The sequence below is a fragment of the Thermococcus sp. 4557 genome, assembly GCF_000221185.1.
In the GTDB taxonomy this organism is placed as follows: Archaea; Methanobacteriota_B; Thermococci; order Thermococcales; family Thermococcaceae; genus Thermococcus.
Genome location: NC_015865.1, coordinates 974,020 through 988,675, shown reverse-complemented (window position 1 = coordinate 988,675; position 14,656 = coordinate 974,020). Strand labels below are relative to the sequence as shown.

The window sequence follows — 14,656 nt, the reverse complement described above, 5'->3', positions numbered from 1 at the left end:
CTTCGAAAACCTTTTTATCTCTGTATTTCAAACTGTATTTCGAGGTGTATTACATGGCCATCGTTACTGTCCGCGTTCCCGATGAGTTGAAGCTCAAGATGAAGGAGCTTGACATAAACTGGAGCGAGGAAATCAGAGAGTTCATAAGAAGGCGCATAGACGAGGAAGAACGGAGAAAGAAGCTAAAAGAGGCCATGGAGATACTCAAACGCACGCCGGTTTCTGTTGAGAAGGGGTTTGCAGCGAAGTCCGTGAGGGAGGACCGTGATAGTCGTTGATGCCTCGGTTCTCGTCAGGGTTCTCCTCAAGGAACCGGGCTGGGAGGAGATTGAAATCGATTCCAGCACGGCGACGCTGGACTATGCCTTCGTTGAAGGAACGAACGCTATATGGAAGGCCATTAGGAGGGGTAGAGCCACCGAAGAGGCCGGCAGGAACCTTATAACCGTCCTCAAGCTCATCGGGGAGGGCATGCTTACGTTTGAGGCGCAAAACTTCTTCGAGAGGGGGCTGGAAATAGCATTGGGTGAGAACATTACCATCTACGATGCCCTTTACATAGCCCTGGCCGAGGCACTGAAGGCGGATTTTCTGACTGCGGATGAGAAACAGTATCTGGCCGCCAAAAATTATGTAAATGCCAGACTCCTTCGCTAGCCCTCCTTTTCTATCCTCCCCAGCACCTCCAGAATCCCCTCAACGTCGGGAACCTCAAAGCCCCTCTCGTGGATTTTCCTGACCTCCTCTGCCTCGGGATTTATCCAGACCGCCCACATGCCGGTTCTCAGCGCCCCCTCAAAGTCCTCCGCGTAGGTGTCGCCTATGTGAATCGCCTCGTCTGGCTCGACTCCAAAGACCTCCAGCGGTTTTCTGAACATCTCAGGCATCGGCTTGTAAGCCAGAATCTCGTCGGCGAAGAAGGCCTTGTCTATGAAGTTCATGAGCCCGAAGCGCTCCAGCAGAAGTCTGGTGTATGAACCCGGCCAGAACATCACGTTGCCCGTCACGGTAACTTTCAGGCCCTTTCTATTAACACCCTCAAGGGCTTCCTTTGCCCCGGGGAGGAGTATTTCATCGCCAACGTTGAGAGTTGCCCTGGCAGCGGCCCTCTTGACGAGTTCGACGTCCGTGCCCAAAAGCTCCGCGAGCATCTCCTGGCTCTCTTCGAGGGCCCGAGATGGGTCTCCAGCCGTCTGGGCCCTCATGCGCTTTATCCTCTCGCGGGAGAGCATCATCCCCTCGACGACGTCTATTATGCATGCCCCCATCAGCTTGGAGAGCTCGACGGCCATCGCATCGAGCATGACGTTGATGTCCAGGAGTGTGTTCCAGACGTCGAATGAAACGAGCTTCATATCCACCACCGGTCTGGATTCCCCTCGGAGGATAAAAACTCAACGCCCCCTCTCCCTCCCGGCCAGGTAGGCTAAGCTCTCCATAAGCCCGGCATCCCTTAGAACCGCCTTGAGGTTTCTGAAGCGTGAGCGCATGACGAAGAGCTCGTAGAAGCCCTCCAGGTTGCCCCAGTGGCCGTAAGCCGACAACGCCAGGTACATGACTTCCTTGGGCTTGAGCTTCCTCCCGAGGCTCTCGTTGAGAGCTCTGAGGCCCGGCTTTATCCTCTCAAGGAGCCCTTCTCTCTCTATGAGGTGGAGCATCAAATCCTCGACGGTCGGCTTCTTCCACTCTATCAGCTCGTCCTCAAAGGGCAGGCCGATTATCAGCGGAACCACCTCGGTTTTCCCGACGAGGTAGCCGAGGGGTGTTTTCCTGTGCCTGAAGCCGGAGAGTTTTCCGGTTATCGAGGCCAGGGCGGCGTCTCTGTCCTCATCGATGTCGATGGCGACTCCAAGCCTCTCTACGGTGAAGTTGAAGACGTCCATCGCCCTGAGGAAGTTGCCGAGGTTCCTTATCACCCCGGAGTTGCCCTCACTCGGCAGCACCGCGAGATAGTACTCGTCCTCCTCGCGCTTCAGCAGGTCGAAGTTGTCGCGCTCAAAGACCCTTTCGATGAACCGCAGGCTGTATGGGGCCTCCCTGCTCTCCTTGAACTCGAAGAGCTTCTTGAAGACCGCCTTGAAGAACTTGGAGTCGGTCTTCCCCTCGACGAAGAGGACGCTTGACCTCGCCTTCTCCCCAGAAAAACCGCCGCGGACGTCGAAATCGAGGTATTTCCTCAGCTCGTAGACCTCCTTCATTGTGAGGCTCTTCCCCGTGTCGGAGTATATGAGGACGTTCTCCTCGCCCCGCCTGAACTTCCAGGCGATTAAATCGATGAGCTCAAGACTCGCCGTAACGACTGTCTCCTCCCCTGCCAGGGAATCAACGAAGTCGATTAATTCATCGCGGTTTTTCCTGTATTCTGGGAATAGAATGGCTTTCTCATCTGCGAAGGCCTCGAACCTGTCTCCTGTTATTACCCTCATTTACTTCACCATGTCAACGGTTATGGCACCTATCACCGCGAAGGTGCTTATAAGTATGGTCGCGTTGATGTACTGGCCGGGGGTGAAGTCGGCCAGGCTGTTGATTCCGTACACGTATATCAGAACGGCCGAGATTAGGTAGGCTATTCCAGTGACAGTCAGGAGCCGCTTGGGGATGTGGAAGAGTTCCTCCCTCTTCAGGTTCCCTATCCGGGATTTGGCTATGAAGAGGTACGCAACGCCGAGGGTCATGAAGAGTACCGCGATTGAGCGTTCAACGGAGATGTCCTTAGCTATGTCCCACAGCTCCGCAGTGAAGAGGAACGGGAGGGCGAAGGTAACTGCTCCCACTATCTCCTGGGCTATGTCGTCCCAGCCGAGCTTGTCCGGGGCTTTTCTCATCTCGTTCTCTCTTTTCAACTCTTCAATGGTGAAGTACAGTTCTTCAAGACGTCTCTCCATTCCAGTTCGCCCTTCGTTATCAATCTCGTGCTCAGGTTCGGGGTTCATCATCCGGTCAGCATTGGATTCACTCATCATCGCAGAAGTAACTTCCGGGGAAAGGTTATAAAGGTTGAGATGCACTTTAAATCGGTGATAAGCGATGAAAAGGGCTTTGGTTCTGTTTATGGGCCTGATGGTTCTGGGCTTGCTCCTTACACCGATTAACGCAGCGATTACAGGGATCAACTCTTCGAACACTGTTATAGTCCTCCCGACCACCAAGATAGTCAATGGAACCCCCCTCCATATAGGTGAGGACGCTATAACAGGTTCAAGACTCGGTGCTTTTCTCGTTCTTCAAGGGATTTCTCCAGGGACTTACACAAAGACAGTTTCTGTTCCCGTTGAGTACCACAGTGTACTTATCCCGGATGAAAACCAGACATACAAGCTCAGTTCCAGAGATATGCCGGACGTCGGCGTTAACGTCAGCGATGAACCCGTGGGACATGCTGTGGTCGTTCAGGTGGATTTCTCTCGTGTTAACTTCAACTCGACGAGAGGTACGGTTGAGTTCCACGATGGCAGCGTGAAGATAATCTTCAACGAGAACACAACCCCCCTCGATATCGGCGGCGATTACGAGATCGTTTCCACGACCGTTGACGGGAAGGACACGATGTACTTCTACGCCTACAGTAGGGTTGATTCTGAATCCAAGTCCCTCGGTGAGTCCGTCTCTGCTGGCGGGTGGAGCATAAAGTTCGTAGACATAAACCTGCAGGTTTCCAAGATGCTCGTTGACCTCACCTATCCCAGCGGCGTCGTCAAGCAGAAGACCATGACCAAGGATAAGTACTATGTGATGTACGTCGACTCCAGCGGGGCGGAGGACTTCGAGGAGTATGATGCATATCCCACCTCCAGGCTCAATGAGCTCCTGAAAGGCGGCGCCAGGAAGGTTTTCCTGTTTACCCCGACGGACTTTTTCGTGGGTATAAACAACGCCCAGATGGTTACGTGTGATTATGAATACTACGAAAAAGTCAAGCAGTATCAGGATGGTGACGTTTACACGGGCCAGTGGGTCTGGGACATCGATCCGGATACCGGCCTCTATACGGTTTATCTCCACGTGAACGCAAGTCTCCAGGCGTTTCCGAGGGTTTTTGTTGGGCCTGGGGAGGCCCTTAAACTTCCGACCGGCTGGGGCCTTGAGCTGGCCCCCGTCTTCACGAGGAACGATAAGGGCACCGTTACTGGTGTGGAAGGCTACCGCTTCGTGCGCTCCGTTTCGGTGTCCAGACAGGTCTCCATAACTGCCCCCACTGTTCAGGCCACTGAGAACGTTTACTCGTTCATCGTTAACGATACCGGGCTTCTGAGCCTGCCCTCGGATAGAAACGTCATCATAGTTGGCGGTTGGGTTAGCAACAGGGCATGGGCGCTGCTGGAGAAGGCCTACGGAGAGGCCACAATCCGGGCTATCAAGGATGAAGTCATGGAGAAGGGCTACGTTGTGAAGGTGCTTGACAACCCGAGCAATCCCAGCTACAAGGTCATAATACTCGCGGGCAGGACGTACGCGGAAACCAGAAAGGCCGTGAACGAGTTTATGGAAGAAATGTGAAACCTTATTTTATCCTTATTTCCAGATTTTACACTTTTTATTCAAGCTTAGAGATCGCCGTATTTTCCAATTTAAACGGTGAGTAATCCCCGGTTTTACTAATAAACTTTTCGGTTGGTTAGGTTTATATACTAAAATGTACATCTAAACGTTCATGTCACTGCAGAACTACCGCGGGTTCGGAAGGGACGCATGGCTGCTCGTTGCCTACTCATTCGCCTCCGCCTTTGGGGGCAACATAGCCTGGTTTATCTTCCCGTTCTACCTCAAATCGCTCGGCTTCGACTACACCAACATAGGTGTGGTCTTCTCGCTCTCAACGCTGGCCCAGGCGGCGGTTCTGCTGTTCTCGGGCCCATTCGGTGCGAGGGTGGGCTACAAGAGAACCGTCCTCCTTGGAGTGAGCATGATGTTCCTCGGGAGGCTCGTTCAGGTTCTCCACCCGACCCTCTGGATGCTCGCCTTGGGTGGCGTCCTGATAGGGATAGGCATGGCGCTGGAGTCTCCATCATTCATGGCGCTGCTCAGCGGGGAGGTGGAGGACGGGAAGAGGCACTACCTGTTCAGCCTCTCCTCAGGAATCGGCACGATAGCCTCCGCCCTCGGAATACTCGTCGCTGGCTTTCTCTCGCGCTGGCTGAGCTATGGAGGGGTGTTCTCCCTGGTTCTCGTGGTCATACCCATTCGGTTCGCGATAGTTCTCTTCGTCAGGCCCGTGCTTGAGAGGCACTCCCGCGGGCTGAACCTCGACAGGAGTCTCCTCGTCAGGATAGGCCGCTTCGCCCTTCCCGGGGCGCTGATAGGTCTGGGTGCAGGGATAGCGATTCCCTACATGGGGCTCTGGTTCAACCAGCGCTTTGGGACGAGCCTGGAGAGCATCGGCTGGCTCTTCGCCTTCCAGCAGTTCATAATGGGGATCGGGATGTTCCTGCTGCCCATGATAGCCGACAGGTTCGGCAGCGTTAAGACCATCGTCTCCTTCAACGGGACGGCGAGCCTCCTCATAGGCGCCCTTCCTTTCTCGCCGGCCTTCCCTGTTGCTGCGGTCATATACATCCTCAGGACGATACTGATGAACATAGTCAACCCGATATGGAACTCCTTCATGATGGGGTTCTTCGAGGAAGAGGAGCGCTCCACCGCGATGGCGCTTAACAGCCTGGCCTGGACGGCTACCTTCGGGGTGGGCCAGTACGTGGGCGGCGTTCTCTTCGACATGTCGTTGGTCTGGCCGTTCCTGATAACCGCCTTCCTGTACAGCCTCTCGATGGTGGTGTTCTGGGGCTTCTTCGGCGGGGCGGAGACAAAAGGTTATAAGCCACCGTCGGCCTAGGTCTCTCAGACGAGAGATTTCTAGGGTGATGCTCATGGTGGTTAAGGACTGTCCCGAGTGCCACGGAACCGGGAAGATTAAGGCTGGCGAGAAGGAGTGCCCCGTTTGTGAGGGCTGGGGTTACGTTCCTGCCGATTTCAAGGTTGGGGAGAAGCTGAAGGGCTATCGCAACCTCGACTACATAGGCGTTGAGGATGAGGTTGACGAGATACCCTGTCCAGAGTGCCACGGGAAGGGGGTAGTGCCGGTTTACGACACCTGCCCGACCTGCGGTGGGACCGGCCGAGTCCTGGCCTGCGACATCTGCGGCAAGGTGAAGGGACCCTGGGAGCCGGGTATGGAAACAACCTGGGTCTGCCCGGACTGCATGCGCAAGTACAAGGTCGTCTACGTTCTCGACAAGACCTGCGACCTTGAGGATATTGAGATTGGGAGCGTTTACAAGGGTACAATCGACCGTGTTGAGCGCTTTGGCGTCTTCGTCAAACTCAATCCACACGTCAGGGGCCTTATACGGAGGAAGGACCTCCTCGGCGGCAGGGAGTACAAGCCGGGGGACGAGATACTGGTTCAGGTTCTCGATGTAAAGCCCGACAGGGGTGAAGTGGACTTCATAGAGTCCGCCCTCAAGCACTACAAGGAGGTAGTCGTCAGGAAGGAGCTCCCGATAACGCTCATCGGCGACCTCCGCAAGGACATGGCGGGCCAGACGGTCAGGCTTCGCGGCAAGGTCACCCAGATACAGGTTACCGGCGGGCCGACTGTCTTCACGATAACCGACGGGACGGGTATAACCTGGGCCGCGGCTTTTGAGGCCCCTGGGGTTAGGGCATACCCCAACATAAACGTCGGGGACATCGTGGAGATAATCGGAAAGATAGCCTTCCACTCCGGCGAGATTCAGATCGAGACCAGCGACATGGCGAGGCTCTGGGGGCCGGAGGCGGCCGAGGTCAAGAGGCGCATAGAGGAGGAGCTCGACAGGCGCGCCCAGCCCCAGGATGTTGGCTTCCTCGTCCAGAGCGAGGTTCTCGAGAAGCTCAAGCCGAGGATAATGAAGGCCGCCTTCATGATACGCAGGGCCATCCTGGAGGGCAGGCCGATACTCCTGAGGCACCACTCCGATGCCGACGGCTACACTTCAGGCCTGGCTTTGGAATACGCAATAGTGCCCCTTATCGAGCAGGTTTCGCCTGATTCCGGCGCGAGGTGGAAGCTCTTCAAGCGCAGGCCGAGCAGGGCCCCCTTCTACGAGCTGGAGGACGTGCTGAAGGACATCATCTTCATGGTAGAGGACCACGAGAAGTTCGGCGATCCTCTCCCGCTCCTCGTAATAGTGGACAACGGCGGAACGAGCGAGGACATTCCTGCCTACAAGCGCATAAGGGCCTTCGGCGTTCCGATAGTGGTCATAGACCACCACGACCCGCGCGAGTGGGTGAGCGAGGACAGGGCGAAGGTTGATGATTACGTCGATGTGCATGTCAATCCCCACCACATAAAGCGCGGCTACTATGAGCTGACGGCGGGAATGCTGGCAACGGAAGTGGCGCGCTTCATCAATCCGGACGTTGAGGACAAGATAAAGCACCTGCCCGCCATAGCGGGAACCGGTGACAGGAGCAAGGCTCCGGAGTTCTACCAGTACCTCGAGATAGCGAAGAAAGCTAAAGGCCTCGACGAGGAGGACCTCAAGAAGATAGCAGAGGTGATAGACCACGAGGCCTACTTCTGGAAGTTCATGGACGGGCACGGGATAATAGACGAGATACTCCTCCTCACGGGCAACCTCCAGAGACACCGCGAGCTCATCAACGCTATCTACCCTGAGGTCAAGGAGAAGCAGGAGAAGGCTTTGAGGGCCTCGCTGCCGCACGTCAAGAGCGTCGTCCTGCCGAACGGGATAAGGTTCAACACGATAGACATCGAGCTCTTCGCCCCGAAGTTCTCCTATCCAAGCCCCGGCAAGCTCTCCGGCCTTATACACGACCACTTCAAGGAGAAGTACGGCGAGGATGCACCGATTCTAACTCTCGCCTACGGTCCGGACTTCGCGGTGGTCAGGGCTGCGGACGGAATGGCGGCGTACAGCTTCGACCTGAACGAGATAATTCCAAAGCTCCAGGAGGCCCTGCCGAGCGCGGGGATAGAGGGCGGCGGCCACAGCTACGCCGGCTCGATAAAGTTCTTCGAGGGCATGCGCAAGGAGGTTCTTGAAGAGTTCGCCAAGCAGGTCGTCAAGCTGAAGAAGACTGGTTGAAAGCGCTTTCCTTTTCTTTCAATGCCAACCTTTTTAACATCGCCTACCGAGGGATTAATGAGCAATGTTTGGAGGAATGTTGATGAAAATCGTTCTTGAGGTTACCTTCAGAATGGGCGGCGTTTCTTACCGGGGCCACCGCTGGGAGGGCGATGCCCTGGTTTTTGAGTTCGAGAGGCTTGGAGATGCCTTTATCCAGGTTCTCAGCACCAGGAATGTGGAGGAAGAGGTCGAGCGCGAGCCCTCTGCCGTGATCGTCGAGCTGAAAACGAAGGAAGGCGGGAAGATATTTGAGGCCGTCAATGAGGGCGGTGTTTACCGGGCGATGGAGCCTTAGATTTTTATACCTCCCTCCCAATTCTCTACGGTGATGCCCATGTACATGGCGGAGTTCAAGCTTCGCTTTGGTGACAGGAAGTGGTACGTCAGGAGGCTCGTTGAAGCCTCGAGCGTTGAGGAGGCCGAGGAGAAGGCCAAACGCTACGCCGAGGCCATGAACCGTGGAGAGGTTAAATGGGAGTTCAGTTACGTTATCGAGGCTGAAAGGCCCCTCATTATAGGCGACGAGGAGCTTGAGAAGCTCGGCGCTTGATTTTATCCCTTTTGTTGACTCCCTCTGACTCCTCTGGGTTTGGAAAGAAAAGCGAAGAAGAGGGTCACTGCTCCCTCACGAAGGTCATTAGGACCATGGCAACGAGGTTCATAGCCGCCGCGAAGGTGAAGGCGTAGGCTAGGGAGTAGCTACCCCAGAGCCAGCCGGCTATTGCCGACGCCGGAAAGACGAAGACGCCAAAGACCGTGTGGTAAGCCCCTATTATCGTGCCCTTCTCGTATTCCCTCGCCAGGTCAGCCATGTAGGCCCGTGGGATGGTGTCCTCGATGGCGATGTAAATCCCGTAGAGCACGAAGGCCGCTATGAGCGTGTAGAAGTTCCTCGCGTAGGCGAAAGCCAAAGCCGCTAAAGCTGCAACGCCAAAGCCCAGGGTTATCATCCTCTTCTTGCCGAAGGTATCGGAGTAAACTCCGAGGGGATAAGCGGAGAGGGCGTAGATCAGGTTGAAGAGCGCGTAGAAGGCTATGCTCTGGACCACCGTGTAGCCGAGCTCCTGTGCCTTCCACATCGTGAAGGCGTAGCTGTACCTTCCGAGGGCACCTATAGCCACCACCGCTAGGAAGAGCTGCAGATTCCTGTTCTTCAGTGTTGAGATGCCCTTGATCTTCCTCTTGACCTCACTGCCCCTGTCCTTCACGAAGAGGATTATCACGAAGAGCGATATCGCCCCGGGAACCGCGGAGAGCAGGAAGATGTAGCGGTACATCGTCTCGGAGGGAAGGTTCTTGAGGAGCTCTATGAGGCCTATTGCAACGAGCGGACCGGCGACGGCTCCGAGGGTGTCCATCATCCTGTGGAAGCCGAAGGACTTTCCCGTTTTTCCCTTCTCGCTCGATTCCGCTATCAGCGCATCCCTGGGGGCGGTTCTTACACCCTTCCCTATCCTGTCCACCGCGCGCAGGAGGAGGAAGTCCCACCAGTAGCGGGTGAACCCCAGGGCACCTTTGGCGATGGTTGAGAGGGCGTAACCGGCGAAGACGAAGGCCTTCCGCTTCCGGAACTTATCGCTCACGTAGCCGAAGGCCACCTTGAACAGCGAGCTCATGCTCTCTATCGCGCCCATGACGGAGCCGCTGAGCAGCTTTCCGGCGTCGAGAACCTCCATGAGGTAGCTCGGCATTATCGGCGCTATCATCTCGCTGCTCATGTCGTTCAGGAAGCTGACTATCCCGAGCAGGAAGACGTTCCAGCTTATTCCGAATATCTTCTTTTCCCTTTCCTCCATTCCTCATTCCCCCAGCAGTTCGAGACAGAGTTCCCTCAGCCTTTCCTTGCCCTCGTCGAGGGTTCTTTGGCCGATTTCCGTTATCTCGTAGACCCTAACCCGTCTCCCGCCTCGGACCTCCCAGTGGCTCCTCAGGAGGCCTTCCCTTTCGAGGGAGTGGAGAAGGGGATACATCGTCCCGGGGCTGATGCTGTAACCGTGTCTCCTGAGCTCTTCCATCAGGAATGAACCTGTGACGGGTTCTTCACTCGCGTGATGGAGGACGTGTAGCGTTAGGAAGTCCCGGTACCTCATATCGAACACCGATATCGGAATACGATATCATGGATTTAAAGTTTTCTCAAATATTCTAAATTATTATTTTGTTGAATAATAATGTAATCCAAAAATTTAAAAAATTGCTGGTGAGAATTTGTTTAAGGTGATTAGAAATGCCAGAGTGTCCATACTGTGGTAGGTGGTTTAAAACTCGGAGGGGTCTGGAGACGCATATAGCAAAAGCGCATAAGCCTAGTTTAATACGCCGTATCTTGGGACTGGGGCCTAAGAAGGACAAGGAGGCCATAAAAGCACATAGGACTTTGAGGGAGAAAAAGCGTAGGAAGAAATAGCTGACTTAAAATTTCCATTATAAAAGAACGTGTCTATCCAATATGTAGCAGTGAAAAGTCCCTTCAAAGACTTTCTCGTTCTTTTCGTTGAAGACCTCGGCCTTTACTATCTTCTTCCTCCGGGGGGACGTTCCGTCCCCCACACCCCCTCCAGACCCTTCGATTACCTCTGCCTTGGCCGTTAGCTTTTCACCAACCTTAACTGGCTTCAGGAACTTGGCCTCGGCCTTTCCGAGGACGACCGTCGGCTCGTTTACCGCGAGCATTGCCGCGTAGTCAGCTAGGCCAAAGGTGAAGCCGCCGTGAACGAGGCCGTATTCATCAACTGCCATCTCTTTGGTGGTCTCCAAGATGACTTCCGCGTAATCCTTCTCAATTTTCACGGGTTTTCCAACCAATTTTTCAGAGGTCAGCCTGTGAGTCCTCCGCTCCATCGGCATCACCGTTTAGAGTTCTCGCGGGTGCTTAAACATCTAACGGAGTTATGCAAAGGTTTATTTATTTCCTAGCCCTAAAAAAGTTAGGTGGTTGCGTGCACCCGATAAAACGCGCGGTTGAATATAAGGGCTCTGCTGAGTTCACCCGGAGCGAGCTCGTGGGGATACTGGCCTTCAGCCTCCGCCTGATGGACGTGAAGGCCGCGAAGGAGCTCATAGCGAAGTCTCTGGAGGAGGGACTCCTTGAGGAACGGGAAGGGGTTCTGGTGGTCAACAAAGCCCTGCTCGCGGAGGAAGAGGCCGAGGAGGATCTCTTTAACGAGATGGTATCTTACATAGCAGAGTCCCTCGGCTGGGAGGGGGAGGAGGTTCTTGAGGGCATCAAATCCATGCGCGAGCGCTACGGCGACCTCGACGAGAGGGTTCTGGCGTATCTCTTCGGCATGGACAAGGGCGTTGACATGTCGCGCTTTAAAGACCGGCTCGAGCTGTGAGGGCTTTTTCCTTCTATTCCGCAAACCGTTTTAACGATCCCGCCGAATTCTATTTTGGGGTGATGTCATGCCCGAGGAGGCGCTCATCGTTGTTGACATGCAGAGGGATTTCATGCCAGGGGGAGCCCTGCCGGTTCCAGAGGGAGACAGGATAATACCCCGGTGCAACCGCTACATCGAGGAGTTCAGGAAGAGGGGGGCTTTGATAGTTGCCACGCGCGACTGGCATCCCGAGAACCACGTCAGCTTTAGGGAGCAGGGCGGCCCGTGGCCGAGGCACTGCGTTCAAAACACTCCCGGGGCGGAGTTCGTCGTTGAACTCCCCGCCGATGCTGTGATAATCTCAAAGGCCACGGAGCCCGATAAGGAGGCCTATTCGGGATTCGAGGGGACGAACCTGGCGGAGATACTGAAGAGAAACGGGGTAAGGAGGGTTTACGTCTGCGGCGTCGCTACGGAGTACTGCGTTAAGGCAACGGCCCTCGATGCGGTTAAGAACGGCTTCGAGACCTACCTCCTCCGCGACGCAGTGAAGGGCATTAAGCCTGAGGATGAGGAGCGGGCTTTGGGGGAGATGGAGAGGGCCGGCGTGAAGGTTCTCTACCTGATATAACCCTCTTCCATTCTTTCAGGAGAACCAGGAGAAGGTTGAGCACGATAGGACCTATTATGAGGCCCTTCACCCCCATGGCCCACGTTCCGCCTATCATTCCTATGAAGACAAGGGTCTCGTCGAGATCCGTGTCCTTGGCCACCATCATCGGCCTTATCGTGTAGTCCGGCATCGGGGAAACAAGGAAGAAGCCGTAGAGTGCTATCCCCGCCGCGTGGAAGTACGCCCCGTTCATGGCGAAGTACGCGGCTGCGATGAGCCATATCATCCAGCCCTCGAAGAGGGGTATGAAGCTGAACAGGAACGTCAGGAAGCCCGCCACTATCGCTGTGTAGAGGTCCGAAACACCGAACAGGAGAAAACCAAACGTCATCAGAACACCTTTTATGACGTTCAAAACCAGCCAGGCCCTCACCAGCGCTCCGAGGGTCTTGTTTAGGCTTTCGAGGATTCTCTCGCCCAGTTCGCGGTTCTTTCTCGGGAGGGACAGGTGAATCTGCTTTGAAATCTCCTCGGCGTATGCGAGGGAATAGTAGAACGTGAGCAGGAAGACCAGGAGCTGGAGGATGTAGAGGGGGAGTGAGAGGGTCTCGTGGGATATGTACTCCGAGACCCTGGGTATGAGCTGGTCCGAGAAGCGCTCGAGGAAGGCCAGAACCTCCGGTGGAAGGGGCTGGCTCATCAGCCAGTCAAAGAACTCGACGATGCCCTCGTAGAAGGAGGACGCTACCTTGACGGATATCAGCAGCAGCTCGAAGGTCACCGCGCCTCCCAGGCCGACGGTTCCAACGGTGAGGGCCGCGGCGGATTTCTTCCTTCCTATCCTGCCACTCAGCCGGCGGTGGATTGGGTATGCGGCGTAGGCGAGGACGATACCAAAGAATATCGGGGTGATCAGGGGGCTAACCGTTTCCCACGCGAGATACGTTATTATGAGAACCGCCGCCGTCCAGGCGATTATTTCGGCCCGCATAGTCCCTCGACAGGTTTATTAGCCTCCCCCTTATAAACCCTGTGTGGTGAAGCGAATGGAAAAGGAGCTTGCAGAGAAGGTTTCAGCCTATATAACCCGTGCTGAGCATTATGCCGGAGAAAAACGCTTTCAAATGGCGCATGGGGCCTATATGGACGCCCTGTACGCGATTGGGGCATACCTGATATACCGCGATATGGGGATACTCCTCCCTGCGGATCAGCTCGTGGGGGTGCTGAGGAGCAGGTACCCCGAGGTTTATGATATCATAGCGCGCTACGCTGGGGCAACCCACGTTGATGAAGCAACGATAACCGCTTTAAGGGAGGACGTTGAGAGGCTCAGGGGAATGATGACTTTGCCGAGTCCTGAGGGGTGATGAGGTTCAGCGGCTGACCCATCGACGACAGGAGCTTGCCTTCCCCATTTCCTTCCTCCTTCAGGCACGCCCTCGCGGCATCCCTGAGTGTCTCCGCCAGTCCGGGGTTTCCGTGGAGAGTGACCACCACCGTGCCGCCGTCCGCAGGGTGGAACGTTATCTCTATGACGCCCGTGATTCGGTCGACGTCGATTCTCGAGGGCACCATCCTCACCATAAATGCGCCCTTATCCATTCGACCCCATACCGCCGTTATCTCGATGAATCCGTGGGAGTAGAAGATGTTCATGAACGGAAGCGGGTCTTCCGTTGGCGTCAGGGGATGGGCCACCTCGCCGTAGAAAACAGCCTTTCCCCGTGCCGTTCCCAGGTAGATAGAACCGCAGAGGTCATCAATGTAACGACCCAAAGTTTCATAAACTACATTAACCGAGTCACTCAATGCTATCACCATGATATACTTTGTCGTGGGGAGTATATTGGTAATTACCCGTTAACGGTGGTTTCCATGAAGATCGTTGCAGCTGACACTGGTGGCGCACTGCTCACGGGGGACTATGCGCCCGTTGGCCTGATAGCGACGGCGGCGGTGCTCGTTGAGAAGCCCTACAGGACCGCGGCGCTGAGCGTGGTTCGCTACGCGGATCCGTTCAACTACGATATGAGCGGCAGGCAGGCGGTAAGGGACGAGGCTTTTCTGGCCGTTGAACTCGCGAGGGAGGTCAAGCCCGACGTGATACACCTCGACTCGACGATAGGTGGAATCGAGGTGCGGAAGCTCGACGAGCCGACGATAGATGCGCTGACGATAACCGACCGCGGAAAGGAAGTGTGGAAGGACCTCGCTAAAGACCTTCAGCCCCTGGCGAAGAAGTTCTGGGAGGAAACGGGGATAGAGATAGTCGCCATCGGCAAGTCCAGCGTCCCGGTTAGAATAGCGGAGATTTACTCGGGTCTCTACACAGCCAAATGGGCGATTGACTACGCGAGGGAGCACGGCAGGGCCATCGTCGGCCTGCCGAGGTATATGAAAGTTGAAATCCGTCCCGGAGAAATCTACGGCGAGAGCCTCGACCCGCGCGAGGGCGGTCTCTTCGGGGAAATCGAGGCGGAAACGGAGGGAATCGGCTGGGAACTCTACCCGAACCCGCTCGTGAGGCGCTTCATGGTGCTGGAGGTTTGGAGAGAGTGATACAAAGTTTTTTAAACCTATTATTC

The 14,656-nt window shown here is 55.4% G+C and carries 20 protein-coding genes; 12 read left to right on the top strand and 8 right to left on the bottom strand.

Annotation, left to right across the window (positions count from 1 at the left end; all coding sequences use genetic code 11):
• The first annotated feature begins 53 nt into the window (after positions 1-53).
• Positions 54-278, top strand: a complete 225-nt coding sequence (locus tag GQS_RS05280; protein WP_014012637.1) for a hypothetical protein — start codon at positions 54-56, stop codon at positions 276-278.
• A complete protein-coding gene (locus GQS_RS05275) occupies positions 265-657 on the top strand; it encodes a type II toxin-antitoxin system VapC family toxin (protein WP_014012636.1) in 393 nt (130 codons plus the stop codon). Before GQS_RS05280 ends, GQS_RS05275 begins: the two co-directional genes overlap by 14 nt.
• Here the strand turns inward: GQS_RS05275 and GQS_RS05270 are convergent.
• The 3 genes from GQS_RS05270 to GQS_RS05260 are packed head-to-tail and all read right to left on the bottom strand — an operon-like array spanning position 654 to position 2,888.
• A complete protein-coding gene (locus GQS_RS05270) occupies positions 654-1,355 on the bottom strand; it encodes an HAD family hydrolase (protein WP_014012635.1) in 702 nt (233 codons plus the stop codon). The genes GQS_RS05275 and GQS_RS05270 overlap by 4 nt on opposite strands.
• A 39-nt stretch (positions 1,356-1,394) precedes the next feature.
• Positions 1,395-2,426, bottom strand: a complete 1,032-nt coding sequence (locus GQS_RS05265) for a DUF3226 domain-containing protein (protein WP_014012634.1) — start codon at positions 2,424-2,426, stop codon at positions 1,395-1,397.
• Positions 2,427-2,888 carry a DUF2391 family protein gene (locus GQS_RS05260; RefSeq protein WP_014012633.1) on the bottom strand — a complete coding sequence of 154 codons (462 nt, stop codon included), beginning with the start codon at positions 2,886-2,888 and terminating at the stop codon, positions 2,427-2,429.
• Positions 2,889-3,030: 142 nt separating this feature from the next.
• Between GQS_RS05260 and GQS_RS05255 the strand changes: the two genes are divergently transcribed.
• The 5 genes from GQS_RS05255 to GQS_RS05235 all read left to right on the top strand — a co-directional run bounded on the left by GQS_RS05255 (position 3,031) and on the right by GQS_RS05235 (position 8,685).
• Positions 3,031-4,500: an S-layer protein gene (locus tag GQS_RS05255; protein WP_014012632.1), complete on the top strand. Its 1,470-nt coding sequence runs from the start codon at positions 3,031-3,033 to the stop codon at positions 4,498-4,500.
• Positions 4,501-4,654: 154 nt separating this feature from the next.
• The gene (locus GQS_RS05250; RefSeq protein WP_014012631.1) at positions 4,655-5,833 is read left to right on the top strand and encodes an MFS transporter; all 1,179 of its coding nucleotides are present in this window, start codon (positions 4,655-4,657) and stop codon (positions 5,831-5,833) included.
• 34 nt (positions 5,834-5,867) lie between these two features.
• Positions 5,868-8,093: a DHH family phosphoesterase gene (locus GQS_RS05245; protein WP_014012630.1), complete on the top strand. Its 2,226-nt coding sequence runs from the start codon at positions 5,868-5,870 to the stop codon at positions 8,091-8,093.
• 82 nt (positions 8,094-8,175) lie between these two features.
• Positions 8,176-8,430, top strand: coding sequence for a hypothetical protein (locus GQS_RS05240; RefSeq protein ID WP_014012629.1), 255 nt, complete (start codon positions 8,176-8,178; stop codon positions 8,428-8,430).
• A gap of 39 nt (positions 8,431-8,469) precedes the next feature.
• Complete coding sequence (locus GQS_RS05235; protein ID WP_014012628.1) at positions 8,470-8,685, top strand: hypothetical protein; 216 nt, start codon at positions 8,470-8,472, stop codon at positions 8,683-8,685.
• Between the two features lie 64 nt (positions 8,686-8,749).
• On the opposite strand, the gene GQS_RS05230 is transcribed toward GQS_RS05235, so the two are convergent.
• Positions 8,750-9,931 carry an MFS transporter gene (locus tag GQS_RS05230; protein WP_014012627.1) on the bottom strand — a complete coding sequence of 394 codons (1,182 nt, stop codon included), beginning with the start codon at positions 9,929-9,931 and terminating at the stop codon, positions 8,750-8,752.
• A 3-nt stretch (positions 9,932-9,934) separates the two neighbouring features.
• Complete coding sequence (locus GQS_RS05225) at positions 9,935-10,225, bottom strand: PadR family transcriptional regulator (protein ID WP_014012626.1); 291 nt, start codon at positions 10,223-10,225, stop codon at positions 9,935-9,937.
• Between the two features lie 137 nt (positions 10,226-10,362).
• On the opposite strand from GQS_RS05225, the gene GQS_RS11135 reads away from it, so the two are divergent.
• Entirely contained in the window at positions 10,363-10,542 is a 180-nt protein-coding gene (locus GQS_RS11135; RefSeq protein WP_014012625.1) for a C2H2-type zinc finger protein, read from the top strand.
• A gap of 17 nt (positions 10,543-10,559) precedes the next feature.
• Here the strand turns inward: GQS_RS11135 and GQS_RS05215 are convergent, their stop codons facing one another.
• On the bottom strand, positions 10,560-10,976 hold the full coding sequence (locus tag GQS_RS05215; protein WP_014012624.1) for a PaaI family thioesterase: 417 nt from the start codon (positions 10,974-10,976) through the stop codon (positions 10,560-10,562).
• 98 nt (positions 10,977-11,074) lie between these two features.
• On the opposite strand from GQS_RS05215, the gene GQS_RS05210 reads away from it, so the two are divergent.
• Both GQS_RS05210 and GQS_RS05205 read left to right on the top strand, forming a co-directional pair.
• Positions 11,075-11,473 (top strand): DUF2240 family protein, encoded by a 399-nt coding sequence (locus GQS_RS05210; protein ID WP_014012623.1) that lies wholly within the window; start codon positions 11,075-11,077, stop codon positions 11,471-11,473.
• Positions 11,474-11,540: 67 nt separating this feature from the next.
• Complete coding sequence (locus GQS_RS05205) at positions 11,541-12,086, top strand: nicotinamidase (RefSeq protein WP_014012622.1); 546 nt, start codon at positions 11,541-11,543, stop codon at positions 12,084-12,086.
• On the opposite strand, the gene GQS_RS05200 is transcribed toward GQS_RS05205, so the two are convergent.
• Positions 12,013-13,059, bottom strand: coding sequence for an AI-2E family transporter (locus GQS_RS05200; protein WP_014012621.1), 1,047 nt, complete (start codon positions 13,057-13,059; stop codon positions 12,013-12,015). The genes GQS_RS05205 and GQS_RS05200 overlap by 74 nt on opposite strands.
• 55 nt (positions 13,060-13,114) lie before the next feature.
• On the opposite strand from GQS_RS05200, the gene GQS_RS05195 reads away from it, so the two are divergent.
• Positions 13,115-13,438: a hypothetical protein gene (locus tag GQS_RS05195; protein WP_014012620.1), complete on the top strand. Its 324-nt coding sequence runs from the start codon at positions 13,115-13,117 to the stop codon at positions 13,436-13,438.
• Here the strand turns inward: GQS_RS05195 and GQS_RS05190 are convergent.
• Positions 13,401-13,892, bottom strand: a complete 492-nt coding sequence (locus tag GQS_RS05190; RefSeq protein WP_193386149.1) for a hypothetical protein — start codon at positions 13,890-13,892, stop codon at positions 13,401-13,403. The genes GQS_RS05195 and GQS_RS05190 overlap by 38 nt on opposite strands.
• Positions 13,893-13,946: 54 nt before the next feature.
• Between GQS_RS05190 and GQS_RS05185 the strand changes: the two genes are divergently transcribed.
• A complete protein-coding gene (locus GQS_RS05185; protein WP_014012618.1) occupies positions 13,947-14,630 on the top strand; it encodes a DUF4152 family protein in 684 nt (227 codons plus the stop codon).
• Positions 14,631-14,656 lie beyond the last annotated feature (26 nt).